General features: G+C 38.7%; 15 protein-coding genes and 1 riboswitch. Of the genes, 11 read left to right on the forward strand and 4 right to left on the reverse strand.

Annotated features, from left to right (window positions below):
* Nucleotides 1-52 precede the first annotated feature (52 nt).
* From ribH to AB1K89_RS00830, 4 genes are read right to left on the reverse strand one after another with little or no spacing between them, the layout of a single operon-like run.
* On the reverse strand, nt 53-517 hold the full coding sequence (gene ribH, locus AB1K89_RS00815; RefSeq protein WP_413052934.1) for a 6,7-dimethyl-8-ribityllumazine synthase: 465 nt from the start codon (nt 515-517) through the stop codon (nt 53-55).
* Between the two features lie 12 nt (nt 518-529).
* Nucleotides 530-1,732, reverse strand: a complete 1,203-nt coding sequence (locus tag AB1K89_RS00820; RefSeq protein ID WP_413052935.1) for a bifunctional 3,4-dihydroxy-2-butanone-4-phosphate synthase/GTP cyclohydrolase II — start codon at nt 1,730-1,732, stop codon at nt 530-532.
* A 12-nt stretch (nt 1,733-1,744) separates the two neighbouring features.
* Complete coding sequence (gene ribE / locus AB1K89_RS00825) at nt 1,745-2,395, reverse strand: riboflavin synthase (RefSeq protein WP_413052936.1); 651 nt, start codon at nt 2,393-2,395, stop codon at nt 1,745-1,747.
* Complete coding sequence (locus AB1K89_RS00830; RefSeq protein WP_413052937.1) at nt 2,396-2,794, reverse strand: hypothetical protein; 399 nt, start codon at nt 2,792-2,794, stop codon at nt 2,396-2,398. It abuts the gene before it with no gap.
* Nucleotides 2,795-2,853: 59 nt separating this feature from the next.
* Nucleotides 2,854-2,998, reverse strand: a riboswitch (FMN riboswitch).
* Nucleotides 2,999-3,357: 359 nt separating this feature from the next.
* On the opposite strand from AB1K89_RS00830, the gene fni reads away from it, so the two are divergent.
* The 11 genes from fni to AB1K89_RS00885 all read left to right on the forward strand — a co-directional run bounded on the left by fni (nt 3,358) and on the right by AB1K89_RS00885 (nt 15,185).
* Nucleotides 3,358-4,389: a type 2 isopentenyl-diphosphate Delta-isomerase gene (gene fni / locus AB1K89_RS00835; RefSeq protein WP_413052938.1), complete on the forward strand. Its 1,032-nt coding sequence runs from the start codon at nt 3,358-3,360 to the stop codon at nt 4,387-4,389.
* Nucleotides 4,390-4,526: 137 nt separating this feature from the next.
* Nucleotides 4,527-5,627 carry an LAGLIDADG family homing endonuclease gene (locus tag AB1K89_RS00840; RefSeq protein ID WP_413052939.1) on the forward strand — a complete coding sequence of 367 codons (1,101 nt, stop codon included), beginning with the start codon at nt 4,527-4,529 and terminating at the stop codon, nt 5,625-5,627.
* Between the two features lie 777 nt (nt 5,628-6,404).
* Nucleotides 6,405-7,622, forward strand: a complete 1,218-nt coding sequence (locus AB1K89_RS00845) for a hypothetical protein (protein WP_413052940.1) — start codon at nt 6,405-6,407, stop codon at nt 7,620-7,622.
* Between the two features lie 266 nt (nt 7,623-7,888).
* The gene (locus tag AB1K89_RS00850) at nt 7,889-9,379 is read left to right on the forward strand and encodes an amidase family protein (RefSeq protein WP_413052941.1); all 1,491 of its coding nucleotides are present in this window, start codon (nt 7,889-7,891) and stop codon (nt 9,377-9,379) included.
* Between the two features lie 707 nt (nt 9,380-10,086).
* A complete protein-coding gene (locus tag AB1K89_RS00855; RefSeq protein ID WP_413052942.1) occupies nt 10,087-10,500 on the forward strand; it encodes a hypothetical protein in 414 nt (137 codons plus the stop codon).
* Nucleotides 10,501-10,635: 135 nt separating this feature from the next.
* On the forward strand, nt 10,636-11,112 hold the full coding sequence (locus AB1K89_RS00860) for a DUF4871 domain-containing protein (RefSeq protein WP_413052943.1): 477 nt from the start codon (nt 10,636-10,638) through the stop codon (nt 11,110-11,112).
* 130 nt (nt 11,113-11,242) lie between these two features.
* A complete protein-coding gene (locus AB1K89_RS00865) occupies nt 11,243-11,764 on the forward strand; it encodes a GNAT family N-acetyltransferase (protein WP_413053422.1) in 522 nt (173 codons plus the stop codon).
* A gap of 184 nt (nt 11,765-11,948) precedes the next feature.
* Nucleotides 11,949-12,773 (forward strand): alpha/beta hydrolase family protein, encoded by an 825-nt coding sequence (locus tag AB1K89_RS00870; protein WP_413052944.1) that lies wholly within the window; start codon nt 11,949-11,951, stop codon nt 12,771-12,773.
* A gap of 73 nt (nt 12,774-12,846) precedes the next feature.
* Nucleotides 12,847-13,218, forward strand: coding sequence for a YhfM domain-containing protein (locus tag AB1K89_RS00875; protein ID WP_413052945.1), 372 nt, complete (start codon nt 12,847-12,849; stop codon nt 13,216-13,218).
* 120 nt (nt 13,219-13,338) lie between these two features.
* Complete coding sequence (locus tag AB1K89_RS00880) at nt 13,339-14,361, forward strand: serine hydrolase domain-containing protein (RefSeq protein WP_413052946.1); 1,023 nt, start codon at nt 13,339-13,341, stop codon at nt 14,359-14,361.
* A gap of 347 nt (nt 14,362-14,708) precedes the next feature.
* Entirely contained in the window at nt 14,709-15,185 is a 477-nt protein-coding gene (locus AB1K89_RS00885; RefSeq protein ID WP_413052947.1) for a GNAT family N-acetyltransferase, read from the forward strand.
* The last annotated feature ends 148 nt before the right edge of the window (nt 15,186-15,333 follow it).

Below are 15,333 nucleotides of genomic sequence, written 5' to 3' on the forward strand. Positions count from 1 at the left end.
CATGCTGACAAAAAAAGCAAATCCCTAACAAGGGACTTGCTTTTTTCTATTCTTACAACTGTTTCAGTAGATTTGCCATCTCGATGGCGGATACTCCTACGTCCCATCCTTTATTTCCAGCTTTCGTCCCGGCGCGCTCAACCGCCTGTTCAATCGAATCGGTCGTCAATACGCCAAAGATGACTGGCACTTCTTCTGTCATATTGAGTGCGGCAACCCCTTTAGCCACTTCGTTGCATACGTAATCAAAGTGGGGAGTAGCCCCTCTAATGACGGTGCCTAATGTAATAACTGCATCATATTTTTTTGAAGCCGCCATTCGTTTTGCAATGAGCGGAATTTCGAAAGCGCCAGGAACCCAAGCGATTTCAATATCGTTCGCATCAACGCCGTGGCGGCGCAATGCGTCTTCAGCTCCACTGAGAAGCTTGCCTGAAATAAATTCATTGAAGCGGGATACGACGATGCCGATTTTAAGTCCTGTACCGATTAAATGTCCTTCGTATGTCAAACTCATTATATTTCCTCCTCAGATATGCAGTAAATGCCCTAATTTCTTCTTTTTCGTCTCCATATAAAATCGGTTGCTTTCTTCTACAGGAAGTTCGATAGGGATACGATTTTCAATCACTATTCCATGCTCAGAAAGACCTTCGATTTTTCGTGGATTGTTCGTCAACAATTGAATTCGAGTGCATCCGAGATCTGAAAGGATTTGTGCGCTGACGAAATACTCCCGTAAATCGTCGCCGAACCCTAATCGGGCATTTGCCTCAACAGTGTCAAACCCTTGCTCCTGAAGCTTATAAGCTTTCATTTTATTGACGAGGCCGATTCCTCGTCCTTCTTGGCGCATATAAATAAGGATTCCCATCCCGGCTTCCTCAATTTGTGTAAGTGCAGCATGCAGCTGTGGACCGCAATCGCATCGGCAAGAACCGAATACGTCACCCGTCAGGCATTCTGAATGGATTCTGACGAGAGGGGCCGCGCCGGGCGTGACATCGTCCAATTGACCTTTCACAAAAGCGATATGTTCGCGGCCGGTCAACTTTTCTACATAAGTGATTGCGGTGAAGTCGCCGAACGTCGTCGGCATGTGAATATCGACGACCCTTTCAATAAGTCTTTCACTTCGCTTCCGGTGTGCAATCAATTCTTCTATCGTCAAGATCACCAGGTCGTGCCGCTTTGCAATTTCCACTAACTCTTCTCCTCGAGCCATCGTTCCGTCGTCATTCATTATCTCGCAAATGACGCCCGCTGAAGTAGCACCGGATAGACGGGCTAGATCGACCGCCGCTTCCGTATGTCCTGGACGCACCAATACACCGCCCGCTTTTGCGACTAACGGGAAAATGTGGCCGGGCCTTCTGAAGTCTGAAGGCTTTGAGTCTCTATCTATCATTTTGAAAATCGTTTCCGAGCGTTCAAATGCGGAAATCCCTGTATGGCATGACGAATGGTCAATACTGACTGTGAATGCTGTACCATGTACATCGGTATTCATAGTAGTCATAGGCGGTAAACTAAGTTGGTCTGCAAGTTGTTGTTCAATCGGAACGCATATAAGGCCTCGTCCTTCCGTCGCCATGAAATTGATCATCGCTGGAGTCGCATAGTCAGCGAGCGCGACAAAATCACCTTCATTTTCACGGCTTTCATCATCCACGACGATAATCGCTTTTCCTTTTTTCAATTCCTCGATCGCTTTTTCTACCGTAACAAACATCACTAACACCTCTCAATCCAAAAATCCGCTATTGGCAAGTGCTTCCATTGTCAGCCCGCCTGGCGGTCCAGCTTCTTTTCTTAAGACAATCCGCTCTATATATTTCGCAAGAATATCGCATTCTACATTGACAAAGTCTCCGACACGCTTATGACCGAGAACAGAATCAGCTTGAGTAACGGGAATGAGGGATATCGTAAACCCGTGTTCAAATATGCTGAAAACAGTCAATGAAGTTCCGTCAACCGTTATCGAACCTTTAGGGACAAGATACGTTTGGAATGCGGAATCCATTTGAATATCGATATATATTGCATTTTCAATCGGACGTACCGCGATAATTTCACCGACGCAATCGACATGACCGGTTACGAAATGGCCGCCAAAACGGCCGTTCGCTGCCATAGCGCGCTCCAAGTTCACACGGCTTCCGGATTTCAATGTGGAAAGTGACGTCGCTATGAACGACTCGGGCATGACGTCTGCTGCGAACTCGGTTTTCGAAAAATCCGATACAGTAAGACATACTCCATTGACGGAAATACTATCTCCCTTTTTCACGTCGGATAGCACATGACTGCATCGGATGATCAGTTGCATAGAGGATGAACTTTTCTTTATCGTATGAACTGTTCCTATTTCTTCAACAATTCCAGTGAACAACTAGCTTACACCTCCAATCGGAAGAAGAGCATGAATCGGGATTGCTACTTTTGGCGTCCTATGATGCCTATTTAAAATAATTTGTAATGGGTTCTTTCCACCATGGGGCAAACGGGTGGTAGGGAAAGGGTTATGGAGAAGAATAAAATCAAAATATGCCCGGTTGCTAAAATCCGCCTCTTTTTTACATAAATCAGAGATCACTTTAAATCCGGCAGTCCGAAGAAGCCTAATCCTATTTCCAATTACGGAAGGATTCGGATCTTTGGACTCGATGAATACACGGCGAATGCCGCTAGCGATGATTGTATCTGTGCACGCAGGTTGTTTCCCGATATGCGCAGAAGGATTTAGAGTGGCATATAGATCGGCTAACTTCAAATAATCGGCGTGGACCATCGAATTCCTCCTTTCAATTTTTGAAAGGGCGGATATAGTTGGGCATGGCCATCAAACGCGAACAACTTCTCCCATCCAGACTTTAACTGTCGGTGCCGGAGTTTCACCAGCTCCACCGTATCCATAAAGGTACGGGTCACGGACTGACAAGCATTGCGCTTGATCACCGCCGGTAAGGAATTTCACCTTGCCCCGAAGTGTCGTTTTGAATGAACCGATTCAAATTTAACACACTTCAGAAATGCATGCCAAGTAACTGAACAAGAAAAGAATATGAAAGAATTAGTTTTCTGAGTGATTCAATGTTAAAATCTAAAGGAATCTATGATGAATAGCTTAGATTTTACGGCGACTTCAGCAGAATATGGGACCAAATTCTTTATTGAAAAATGAACCAATGTATTCAAGTAATTGTTACAGGTTTAATAGAAATCCAAATAGCTGAAATAATGATTTACGTAACATATAATAAAAATGGAAATAATAATACGAACGAGGATTGAAGCATAGATTTGACCACTGGTGGTCGGTCTTATCATGCTAGGGAAGAGGGATGTTGGTTAATGACTGGTTCGATTCATCAACGGAAAGCGGAGCATATCGACATCACGCTCAATGAAAAAGTGACAGGGAACCAAATTACGACCGGATTGGAAAGGGTTCACTTCATTCATAACGCTTTACCTGAAATTGACTTTAATGAAATCTCCATTGAAAGCAAATTTATTGGCCAAATGCGTCCAACGCCTTTTATGATCAGTTCCATGACTGGAGGAGCCGCGTTCGCTGAAACAATCAACCGTAATTTGGCGCTTGCAGCAGAAGAAAAAGGCTGGATATTAGCTTTAGGGTCCATGCGAGCATTAATCGAGAGCGAAGAGCACCGCTCATCATTTCAAGTGAGGCAATACGCGCCATCCGTTCCGATAATCGCCAATTTAGGCGCGGTTCAATTGAATTACGGATTTGGTGTCGATCAATGCAGGCAAATTATTGATATGACAGAAGCAGATGCATTGGTATTGCATTTGAACAGTCTCCAGGAAGTCATTCAGCCGAACGGAGATTTAAATTTCAAGGATTTATTAGTGAAAATCGAAGAACTGGCGAGAACGTTGCGGGTTCCATTAGGTATTAAGGAAGTCGGTTGGGGCATCGACGGAATGACGGCCAAAAAGCTTTGTGAAGCCGGCGTGTCTTTTATAGACGTAGCTGGGGCTGGAGGTACATCATGGAGCCAAGTGGAAAAATATCGCTCGACAGATCCGGTGAAACAGGCCGCAGCCGAAACGTTCAGCGTTTGGGGTATCCCGACAGTCGATTGCGTCGTTTCAGTACGTAAAAAGATTGGTGAACAATCGATTGTCGCCAGTGGCGGCATGGCAACAGGTTTGGATGCTGCCAAAACGATCGCTTTAGGAGCTGATGTTGTCGGTTTCGGGAGATCTATTCTGAAAGAAGCGACACAATCTCCAGAAGATGTCATCAGAGTGATGGAAACGAAAGAACTGGAGCTCCGCATGGCAATGTTCGGGGTCGGGGCATCTACATTAGGTGAACTGCAAGCGAGCGACAGAGTACGATATGAGCGATGATAAATGATTTAACAGACCACTTGCTAAGGCGAGTGGTCTATTCTTTTTAAATTACTATTCAGTTAATTAGTTGAAAACGGGAACGTTAGTTTGTATAATGAGAAAGAGGGGAAATATGCAGAAGGGGGATAAGCGAGTTGGCAAGAAATCCAGGTATGACTGACGAAAAGATCATCGAATTATACAACAGCGGGTTACCTTACACCAAGCTTTGCGAAGTTATTGGATTGTCTGATCGTGCAATCCGAAATGTATTATATAAGCATGGGGTCGAATTGAATCCTATAGGACGTCCGCGTATTCACAAAGTGAACGAGAACTTTTTCAAGATATGGTCACATGAGATGGCTTGGGTTTTGGGATTATTTATCACAGATGGCCATGTGAACAAAAGAGTTCATTCTGTCTATTTATCTCAAAATGACGAAGATTTGTTAAGGAAAGTAGCCAAACTTATGGGTGCATCTCCAACGATTGCACAAGGAACCGGCACAAGAAAAACCCCAATGCTAATCATCAACTCGAAGATCATCAAACAGGATCTTGAACGACTGGGAATTACACCAAATAAGTCATATACAGTGGCTTTTCCTAACGTGCCAGTTTGGTATTTACCTGCATTTGTGAGAGGCGTTATTGATGGGGATGGTTGGGTTGACCGAGAGGGTTATCGAATGAACATAACGACAGCAAGCATCGTATTCGCAGAAGGTTTACAAACAGTTTTTACTAATTGGGGATTATCCTCAACCATTGCTGCGATAAGGAGTTCTAAAGGTAAACCGATATATAGAGTATGGATAAGGGGTAAAGACCAATTATTGCGTCTCTCGAATATTTTGTATAATAATTGCGATGGTAACTATGTTGAAAATAAAATGATTAGAATGACCATCAATAAAACACCTACACATTTAAGAAGCAAAGAAGAATATCTTACCGATCAAGGCAGAATTGCATTTCGGACGACTATTAGCAAATCAATACTGATGCAGCTAAATGATATGGCTAAGGAACAGGAAAAGCCTATGAACCATATTTTAGAGGATTATTTTGAACAACTATTGGATATAGGTACGATTTTGTATTGCAAGAGTGATCGTCCAAAAGATCGTATCCATTATAAGACCACATACAAAAAGGATTTATTACATGAGATAAGAGAATTTGCGAAAATTAATGGATTATATATCAATGATGTAATTGAATACAGTACAACGTTAGGGAAGAACAACTGAAACTGCCATCTATATGGCTTTCTTTTTATTTTTGTTTTTAGTTTACATAATATATAGTCTGGTTCGGAGTTTTTAAATTATGGGAAGGTTCCTATAAATTATGGTTCTTTAGGAAGTTTAATATCCATTTGACGAGGAATTATTGTTTAATCAGTTATTAATTATATTATAGCAAATATAGTCGATAGTTTCCATCAAAAAATAAAAAGAGAGCCGTAATTATAATACAAAAACATTCCAAGAAGTGAGAGGGAATAAATAGAGGCGGCGTTCATTACACCCCATTAAAACTCTTTATAGGTCGACCAGGGAACAAGGAATGGTGTATCAGCAATGATGCGACTGTCTCTAGATGAACGAAAGCCCTTTGACAGAGAAGTTACTCACAGCCTTCCACTACAGGAAGATTTCAAGCGTTCAAATTGAACCTGAAACAATACCACGCGATCTTGGATCGACTCGTGAAAGACAATCCACTAAATAGACAACTTACGCGGGGTGATGTCCGAATCACTGCAAATCGCTGGCACCACTGCAAAATATGTGGTAATCCTTTTATCACTTACGATGCCCTCAATAAGATGAAACTCTGCGCAAGTCAAGACTACGTGCGCTACAACACTTCCACAAGCCAATACTACAAATCCACAGGGAAAAGCATACGTGATGTACGTAGACAAATATCTTAGAATAAAACAAAGGTTCTGTCGAAATTCACTTTACATTAAGACTTAAGACATTTAAAAGTGATAATATACATAAAAAGGGGGCGTATTAATGGCTATTAGTTTTATTTCTGAGGAATTTAAACAAAAGGTAAGTGATCTTCTAAGTTTTTTTGAAGCGCACAATATAGATTATGACTCTACGTATCTTCCTGATGATGAAGACGAAGAGACAGAGGATGAAGTAGTTGTAATCGATGAAGATTATATGGTTCCTGTTTGGTTTCCGCATTCGGAGTTGGAGGATTACCCAACGCTTGGTGAGTTATTCATTTTAGTAAATGATGCTAAGGAGGCTGTTGAATTTAATGAAAACAAATTAATTAGCAAAAGAAATGCTTTATATACTATCGATGATCAAGAGTTGATATTAAGTTCTGAGCATAATATTCCTTCTCTTACAGAATTAATAGACGGGCAAAATTACTCAATAAATATTGTAAATGGATTAACAAGCTATGGGATTAAATTAATTATTAATAATCTTTATGATCAGTATCTACCCCCAGTAGATGAATTTGATTTCTTTATAGAAATTACTGTTGAAGACACCATAGATGCAAGTATTGTCGATGATTTAGTTAACGCATATTTATTTGAGTTAAAATCAACATTAGGGATTAGTGTACATTTAGCTCCAAGGTTGTCCTATATAACTGATGAAGTTCCAGAGTTTAAAATAGCTGCAAAAAGGCTTAGACCAATGCTACGAGGAAAAGGTATCGATGAATTGCTAAGATTGTATAATTCTTCTCTATCTAGTATGGATTACGAAATATTGGTTCTGACGTACACAAAAGTCATAGAATATGTTTCTCAAACCGTTATACAGGAAGACCTTATTAATTCTGTTACCAAGAAGCTATTAAGCCCGAGAGCTTTAAATCCAGATGCAAACTATATACTTGAATTAGGAAAAATATTCGAAAGTAACCGAAATAATCAAAAAGACTTTCTTGCTATAAAACTAACAATGGAAACTTGTTGTGACCTAAATGATATTGCTACAATAGCTCCCCCATTCTTGGAGTCTGTTAGGAAGTTAAGGTTGGAAAGCAATAACGACGATAAAGCAAAAGCCTTAAAAGATATTTCTAATGCTATTAGTCATACTAGGAATATGTTTGCTCATGCAAAAACCAATTATGAAAAGAAGGGGATGGAATGTCCAGCAGATCAATTAAAGGCATTTTCTAAATGCTTAGATGTCCTTGCGCAGCAGGTAATAAGATGGTTTGCGAAAGAACATGAAGATAACAGGGTGGTTTAATTTTATTGGTTTTTTGACTGATTAACATACTGGCTAAAGAAGAATTGCAAACTCCCTAAACCTAATTAAATGGCTTCGGTAATTATGAAATTCAGAAACTTATGATGGGTTTAGGTTAACTAAATTCACAGTATAACATTATTTCTTCTTCAACTAACGGGGCAGGTTAGTGGAAGAATGGCTTAAAGAAATAGCACCTATACACCAAAATGTTTATAAAAGTGTTAAAAATAAAGTATATTGGGAAATTAAATAAGGGGGTTATTATGAGTATTAAATTTAATGAGTTTTATAAAGAAGAATTAACGAGTATTGAGATTCAAAGTGCTATGGGAAATGGATTTATAACTTCAAAAGAATTAGTGATGTATTATTTGTATCGGATAGCGAAATATGATCAGGACGGACCGAGAATAAATTCCGTTCTTGAAATTAATCCTGACGCTATCTTTATAGCCGAAGCCCTTGATAACGAAAGAAACACTAAGGGAGTTAGAGGCCCTTTGCACGGAATTCCTGTCCTTCTAAAAGATAATATTGAAACTTCGGATTCGATGCATACAAGTGCAGGTACGATTGCATTGGAGCATTATGTTGCGGAAAAAGATGCGTTTCTTGTGGAAAAGCTCCGTAAAGCAGGTGCGGTTATTTTAGGTAAGACCAATATGACGGAATTAGCTAATGCAATGTCTACGACAATGTGGGCCGGATATAGCTCGAGAGGAGGGCAAGTATTAAACCCTTATGGAGATCCTGACCTTTTTGTGGGTGGGTCTAGTTCTGGTTCTGCTGTGGCAGTTGCTGCTAATTTTACGGTTTTATCCGTCGGTACTGAAACTGATGCTTCAATTCTTAGTCCTGCTATACAAAATTCAGTAGTAGGAATTAAACCAACTGTAGGTTTGATTAGCAGAAGTGGTATTATACCTTTTACATATTCTCAAGATACTGCTGGGCCAATGGCGAGGAATGTTACGGATGCAGCCCTTTTGCTAGGGGTTATGGCTGGTCTTGATAAGGAAGATGCTGCTACCTTTAAAAGTGAAGGAAGGATAGAGCAGGACTATTCTAAATTCCTTGATTCCGATGGTCTTAAAGGAGCTAGGATCGGTATATTTAAAAATGCATCCAATGACTTTCTAAATTCGGATGAGTACGATGAGGCTTTGTTTCAAAAAGCTATACAAGTTATTAAAAATCAGGGAGCCATTATAGAAGAAGTAGAAATGCCTTCGTTTCATAGAGAATGGAATTGGGGAGTAAATCTATACGAATTGAAACACAGTTTAGATAATTTTCTTTCGCAACTCCCAACAAACTTGCCTATTCATTCAATCAAAGAATTAATTGAGTTTAATCAAATCAACAAAGAAAAGGCATTAAAATATGGACAGGATAAATTGGAGCAAAGAGACCACTTTCCAAATACATTACGGAATCCCGATTATTTACTAAACAAATTGGAAGACCTGTATTTTTCCCAGGAACAAGGTATCGACCTTGCTTTGGAAAAATACAATCTAGATTCAATTCTTTTCCCCTCTTATATAGGTTCAACTATTAGTGCAAAAGCAGGGTACCCCTCCATTGCCATACCAGCTGGTTATAAGCAAAACGGTCGACCTTTTGGAGTTACCTTTGCAGGAACAGCCTTTAGTGAAGGGAAATTAATTGCGTTAGCATATGCCTTTGAACAGGCCACTAACCATCGGAAAAGTCCAAACATAGGCACTGAAATATTAAATACTACTAAATAGTATGAAGCGTTTTACTTCAAAGTTATAGTGAGTTGATCCAAAGTGAATTAACTCATTTTTTGGTGAATAATTTGTATAAACAGGGGGCATATTCCTGGAATAAACGAAAATGATAGTTGCATTAAAAGGAAACAATGTGATGAATTGTACTTAAACAAACGGCTGCTTTACTTGAAGATCGTTGAGCTGCTTAGACGGCTCTTTTTTCTTGTTCAACTAACGTGGCAGGTTAGTGGAACAAGCGGAAATCTAAATTGCATGGAGATAGAGATTGGGGGCGAAAGAATGAAAAGGACGGTAATTGGCGGTTTTATAATGGTAGGGGATTATTTACCACATTAACTATAATTATAGTGGCAATGACGTATATTCCCAGCATGACTAGTTGGTCTGGTTCAAAGTTGTGGTATGCGATTTTTGGGGAAAAGCAGCAATATGGGATTGGGAATGAAGCTGTTCAAAGTTTATTCCTAGGTTTCCCATTTGTTGTAGGATTGTTGTTAACGATTTTGGGGCTAGTAATACTAGCAATGGAGTATTTCGACAAGTCCTTTTTAAAGTGAGTTTTTTACTAACGGGGGCTTTAATTGGAGATCGTTGAGCCTCCAGAACAGTTCTTTTATTTTGTTCAACTAACGCAGGAAGAAGAGGGGTTATAACCTTCCTTGTTGAATAAAGAAAAGGACTAGTAAATGGGGGTGTTTATTATGAAATCAAGAAAAACGATGTTATCTTCTATAATTGCAATTGCATTGGCATTAGTCGTAATTTCTTGTTGTTTAGTTGTTGAAAATGTAGGTCCTGTGAAACGAATTTTTTTTCCGATGGTTACAGCTGTTGTAGATTCAGCAGATAGCATGGATGAGTGGGAAGGAATAAGTTTTAACGATAAAAATGAGCTGACATTCGATAGCGTTTTCTGGAATAAGGAAATCACTAATCATGCAAACAGTGGAAGTGATGTCCTTCTGAGGGTAAAAGATGTAAATGGAGAAATAGTAGTAGATGAATTTCAGGTATTGCCTGGAAAAAGTGTGAAATTGGAAGGGCTAAAGAATAATGAAAAATATTTCTTTGAAATTAAAGCTACAAAGGGAAGATTTTTTATTAATGCAACATAAGAAGGTATTTAACAAACGGGTGCTTACTTCAAGAAGGAGTAAGCTTTATTCTTATTGAACTAACGCAGCAGGTTAGTTCAATAACTGATATTTGAAGTTTAGCGGGAATAAATATAAAAAGATGGAGGTATGTTTATGTTTAAAAAAAGCTTAATCTTGATCTACGCCGTGATTTTATCATTAGTAATTGGGGGCTGTAATGACGAAGAGCCGATAAAAGAAGAAGTTATTCAACACAATTGGAATGAAAGTCCTCTTTTTAAATCAGGAAGTTACACAATGATCGGGGAAGAAGGACGTTTGGGTTTTATTTACGATGATAGTGAAGTAGTTAAATTTTATCCAGACAAAGTACAAAAGTATATGTGGCACTTTTGGGGAAATGAAGATGAGTTAATTGGTGATTTTAAGGTTTTAGGAACTCACGAAAACAGTGATGAGGAAATAACAATTGTACCAACAATAGGGAATTCTTTTCCTAGCCCAAATAATGGTGCAGATCAGCATTTCCCAACAAATATGATGCTCCCTAAAAGTGGAATGTGGAAGTTAGATGCTTATATCGGAGATGAAATATTTGGAAGCGTTTATGTAAAAGTTCATAAGAAATAAAGGCTTACTGAACTAACGAGGCAGTTAAGTTCAACAATGAGGATATTGCTGGAAGGATATCGAAGTAAGTGTTTTATGAGAAATTAGATTTACTTTTCCTTGTTAAATAATGGGCGGGGTGGGTGTGAAAATGCAAATAAGAAGAGCTAAATTAGATGATGCATCAGGTATTGCAAAAGTACACGTGGATTGTTGGAGAACGACTTATAAAGACATTATCCCGAATGACTTTTTAAACAATTTATCCTATGAAAAACGAACAGTATTGTGGGAGGGAAATATTGCAAGAAAAGATAACTATGTTGTTATTGCAGAGAATAATGAAGGTGAAATAATAGGTTTTGCAGATGCTTGGAAGAGAGAAACCAATGTAGTGAAGAATTCGGGTGATTTGACTTCGATTTATCTGCTTGAAGAATATCAAGGAAGAGGGATTGGAAAAAAGCTATTAAAAGATCTATTTTTGCATTTTAAACAATTAGGTTATGAAAAAATATTTGTGGATGTCCTGGAGGAAAATAAAACTCGTTTTTTATATGAATATTATGGTGCGAAATTAGTTGAAGCCGTTCAAATTAAAATTGGTGGGAAATTATTAAATGAATTAATTTATGAATGGGATAATGTAGACAAGGTTATTGAGAGATTTTAATTAACCTTTGGCTATGTAGTAACCAAAATTCGTGAAAACTTTATTTCACTAACGGGTGCTTTCATTGAAGATCGTTGAGCTGTTTGACAGCTCTTTTATTTTGCGGACCAGGATAGTTCAATAAGGAGGAGTAGTGGTTCTTCTTATTGAATTAAAGAGGTGGCGTTAGAAGGGAGTTTTTATATTGACAAAATTTTTTCACATACCTTATGGAGATCACCCGTCCCAATTCGGTGTATTGCGTATTCCAGATCTTTCTGGACTCAGTCCAGTGGTTGTTACAATTCATGGTGGTTTTTGGCAATCAAAATACGATCTTGAGGAAAATACACCACTTGTTGAAGATTTGACTCGTCGTGGTTATGCTACTTGGAATATTGAATACCGTCGAGTCGGAGAAGATGGTGGAGGTTGGTCAGGAACATTGAGTGATGTTATAGATGCTGTAAATCACCTCACTCAACTTGAGGAACGCTTTCAGCTCGACCTCTCTCGAGTGGTTATCCTTGGGCATTCAGCAGGGGGACACTTGGCTCTTTGGTTGGCATCTCGGTATAACAAAGTCCAAACGGACGGGATCGGTAATACACTTCTTATACCTATACGAAGTGTAATAAGTTTGGCAGGGGTTTTGGATTTGAGAAAGATGTGGGAAATCCATGAAGAAAAAGGGATGACTAGTCCAGTAGCTTCATTTATTGGTGGATCACCCCAAGAAGTATCTGGACGTTATAGGTTAGCATCACCGATAGAATTGTTGCCTTTGAATGTCGAACAAATATTAATTCATGGTGAATTAGATCGTCATGTTCCAGTTGATTTGAGTATTGAGTATCATCGTAGGGCTATTGAACAGGGCGATAAAGTTCGTTTGGTGGTACTTCCAGACGTGGAACATTTTATGGTTATTGATCCGTCATCATCGGCATGGGAGTCAGTGACCGATTCGCTAGAAACTTTAAAAGTAAGTTCTTGTTCTTTTTCTTGTTCAACTAACGGGGCAGGTTAGTTCAATAAACGAAGATAAATGTGAAACTTTATTCGCTTGAAATTGTCTAAATATTTATATGGGGGGTGCTTCGTTGAAAAAATTGTCTCTGTTATTGATAGCTGTGGTGTTCACCTTGTTTTTCGTTAGTGGATGTTCCTCTAAAAATATTCAAAAAGTAGATGTTTACGAAATGGAAAGCTTTTCGGATATCAAAATAGATTCATTGATCTCCTTTACAAGCTCAGAAGTTGTTAATGATTTTGTGAAAGCGTTCAACAACGCTAAAAAAATGCCAGGTATAGTTGATATGGCTAGTCCTCAGTATAAAGTTGAATTCGGTGAAGAATCCTATTTTCTTTGGATAAATGATGAAAGTGGTACGATAATGAATTCAAAAGATACTCATACTATCTATACCCTTTCAAAAAGTTCAGCAAAAACGATTAATGAGTTATTGAACTAACGGGTGCTTTACTTGAAGATCGTAAAGCTGCTTAGACGGCTCTTTTTCTTATTCAACTAACGAAGCAGGTTAGTTGAATAACAAGAGAATCTTGTATCTTATGAAAGGGTGAATTAGGGTATGATTAAAACTTTAAAGAAGGATGTTTTTAAAGATCTCACCACATATACTGAAAAAATAAGAAGAGATATGAAAGCATCGGGTACTGCTCTGGTTATTATGAAAGACAATAAAATAGTACACGAATGGTATTCGGGTGAGTATCATTTTGAGCAAGGGGCAAAAAAGATAAATTATGATTCAAGATTCAATGTTTATTCGGTTAGAGTTACTTACGTTGGACTCGCAATTGCAATAGCTATAAATGAAGGTTTATTAAGCTTGGATGATAGTTTAAGTAAATATTTAAATGAATATAATAAAGAAACTCTTGGAGAGACAACGATTAGACATTTATTAACAAGGTGTACTGGTCTAAAGTTTGAAAATAGTAAAGTTTATCGTGCCTTTGATTTAGGAACAGATATTGAGGGAAAGAAACCAGAAATATTGGCAAAAATCTTATACAAAGCTACTGGCAAAACAGTAAACGACATCCTCTTAAAGAAAGTGTTTAAACCTTTACACTGGACAAACACTGGGTGGGTTACTGAAGGAAACAACAATTTAGTTTGTGATATAGATTCATCGAAGAGTTACCCTACATTGAGAATAGGTTCAAATATAGGTGATGAAAGAAATCTATATGTAAGTGCCAGAGAATTAGCATATTGGGGAAATTTACATTTAAACAAAGGGGTATTTGAAGGTAAATTAATACTCCCACAAGAGATATTTGAACTAACTACTTCTGTTCAAAGCCCTAATTCTTTTCCCAATCAACTTCCGAAGTTCGGGTTTTTATGGTGGGTTAAGGATGGAGATGTATCTGTTACTTACAATGAATTAGGTTCAGAATTACCAGATGGTTCTTATCAAATCCTTGGAGCATCCGGATGTTCCTGTACTGTTATTCCCGAATATAATGCTGTGGCTGTTAGAATGTCCAATAGTTTAAATGCATCCGAGAACTTAGGTTTCGATTATATTAAAGATATACAAATGTTTGGAAACCTGGTAATTTCAAGTCTGAAAAATTCATAGTGGAGGGTTTCTGGGTTCTAATAAGAATCCATTCATTAGTAGATTCCATATTCCACTAACGGGTGCTTTACTTGAAGATCGTTGAGCTGCTGGGGTGATTAATTCTTATTGAACTAACGGTGCAGTTTAGTGAAGAGAGCTGTTTAACTTGTGTTCGGCCATCGGGCTATGTAATGGAATAATTTACGATAGCAAATGAGGGAATTTGATATAATGGTTTAAGCAAAAGCGTTGGTCTGTTATCTAATCACGCAGCATTGATTACGCTAATCGCTTGTCTTATAAGACAGGATCTAACAGGTCTTCTCAGTAACCAGTAATTTAGATAATGAAGGGAGAAGCCCCGCATGATTGAGCTTAGAAAAATTACGTTGGAAAACCGACGTGCCATATTTAACTTGGAAGTTTCAGATGAACAACGCCGCTTCGTTGCGTCCAATCTGTCAAGCATGGCTTCGTGTTATGTCCTTGCAACCAATGGGGGACATCCATTTCCGTTTGCCATTTACGCGGATGAGCAGCCGGTAGGTTTTGTTATGATGACTTATGGAATCACCGGATACGAACTCCCGTCAATCGCAGATGACAGCTATTGTATCTTGCGACTGATGATTGACAAGCAATATCAGAATCGGGGCTACGGTCGGGAAACCATGAAAAAAATCTTGGAATTTATTCGCACCTTTCCGGCCGGGCCTGCACGTTACTGTTGGATTCCATATGGGACCGATAACTTCGCCGCCAAAAAGCTTTATGAAAGCTTTGGTTTCCGTGACAATGGTGAAATCTGTGACAACGAGCCAATAACCGTATTGCGACTCTGATTTACTGTCACCACATGAAAGGGGAACCGTTAAATTTATTAATTTCTGTGTCCCTAGGATTGAACTAAAGGACGAGTCTGTAATATCGATAAAGCATAGGTAATGGAAACCGATCATCCATAAAAGGTCGCGATTGATAAATAATCGT

The sequence above is a fragment of the Sporosarcina pasadenensis genome (assembly GCF_047228845.1).
In the GTDB taxonomy this organism is placed as follows: domain Bacteria; phylum Bacillota; class Bacilli; order Bacillales_A; family Planococcaceae; genus Sporosarcina.

Bases quoted from the DNA above. Each gene is read 5' to 3' on its own strand.
- ribH (WP_413052934.1), bottom strand. From the start codon at position 517: ATGAGTTTGACATACGAAGGACATTTAATCGGTACAGGACTTAAAATC.
- AB1K89_RS00820 (WP_413052935.1), bottom strand. From the start codon at position 1,732: ATGTTTGTTACGGTAGAAAAAGCGATCGAGGAATTGAAAAAAGGAAAA.
- AB1K89_RS00830 (WP_413052937.1), bottom strand. From the start codon at position 2,794: ATGGTCCACGCCGATTATTTGAAGTTAGCCGATCTATATGCCACTCTA.
- fni (WP_413052938.1), top strand. From the start codon at position 3,358: ATGACTGGTTCGATTCATCAACGGAAAGCGGAGCATATCGACATCACG.
- AB1K89_RS00845 (WP_413052940.1), top strand. From the start codon at position 6,405: ATGGCTATTAGTTTTATTTCTGAGGAATTTAAACAAAAGGTAAGTGAT.
- AB1K89_RS00850 (WP_413052941.1), top strand. From the start codon at position 7,889: ATGAGTATTAAATTTAATGAGTTTTATAAAGAAGAATTAACGAGTATT.
- AB1K89_RS00855 (WP_413052942.1), top strand. From the start codon at position 10,087: ATGAAATCAAGAAAAACGATGTTATCTTCTATAATTGCAATTGCATTG.
- AB1K89_RS00860 (WP_413052943.1), top strand. From the start codon at position 10,636: ATGTTTAAAAAAAGCTTAATCTTGATCTACGCCGTGATTTTATCATTA.
- AB1K89_RS00865 (WP_413053422.1), top strand. From the start codon at position 11,243: ATGCAAATAAGAAGAGCTAAATTAGATGATGCATCAGGTATTGCAAAA.
- AB1K89_RS00880 (WP_413052946.1), top strand. From the start codon at position 13,339: ATGATTAAAACTTTAAAGAAGGATGTTTTTAAAGATCTCACCACATAT.
- AB1K89_RS00885 (WP_413052947.1), top strand. From the start codon at position 14,709: ATGATTGAGCTTAGAAAAATTACGTTGGAAAACCGACGTGCCATATTT.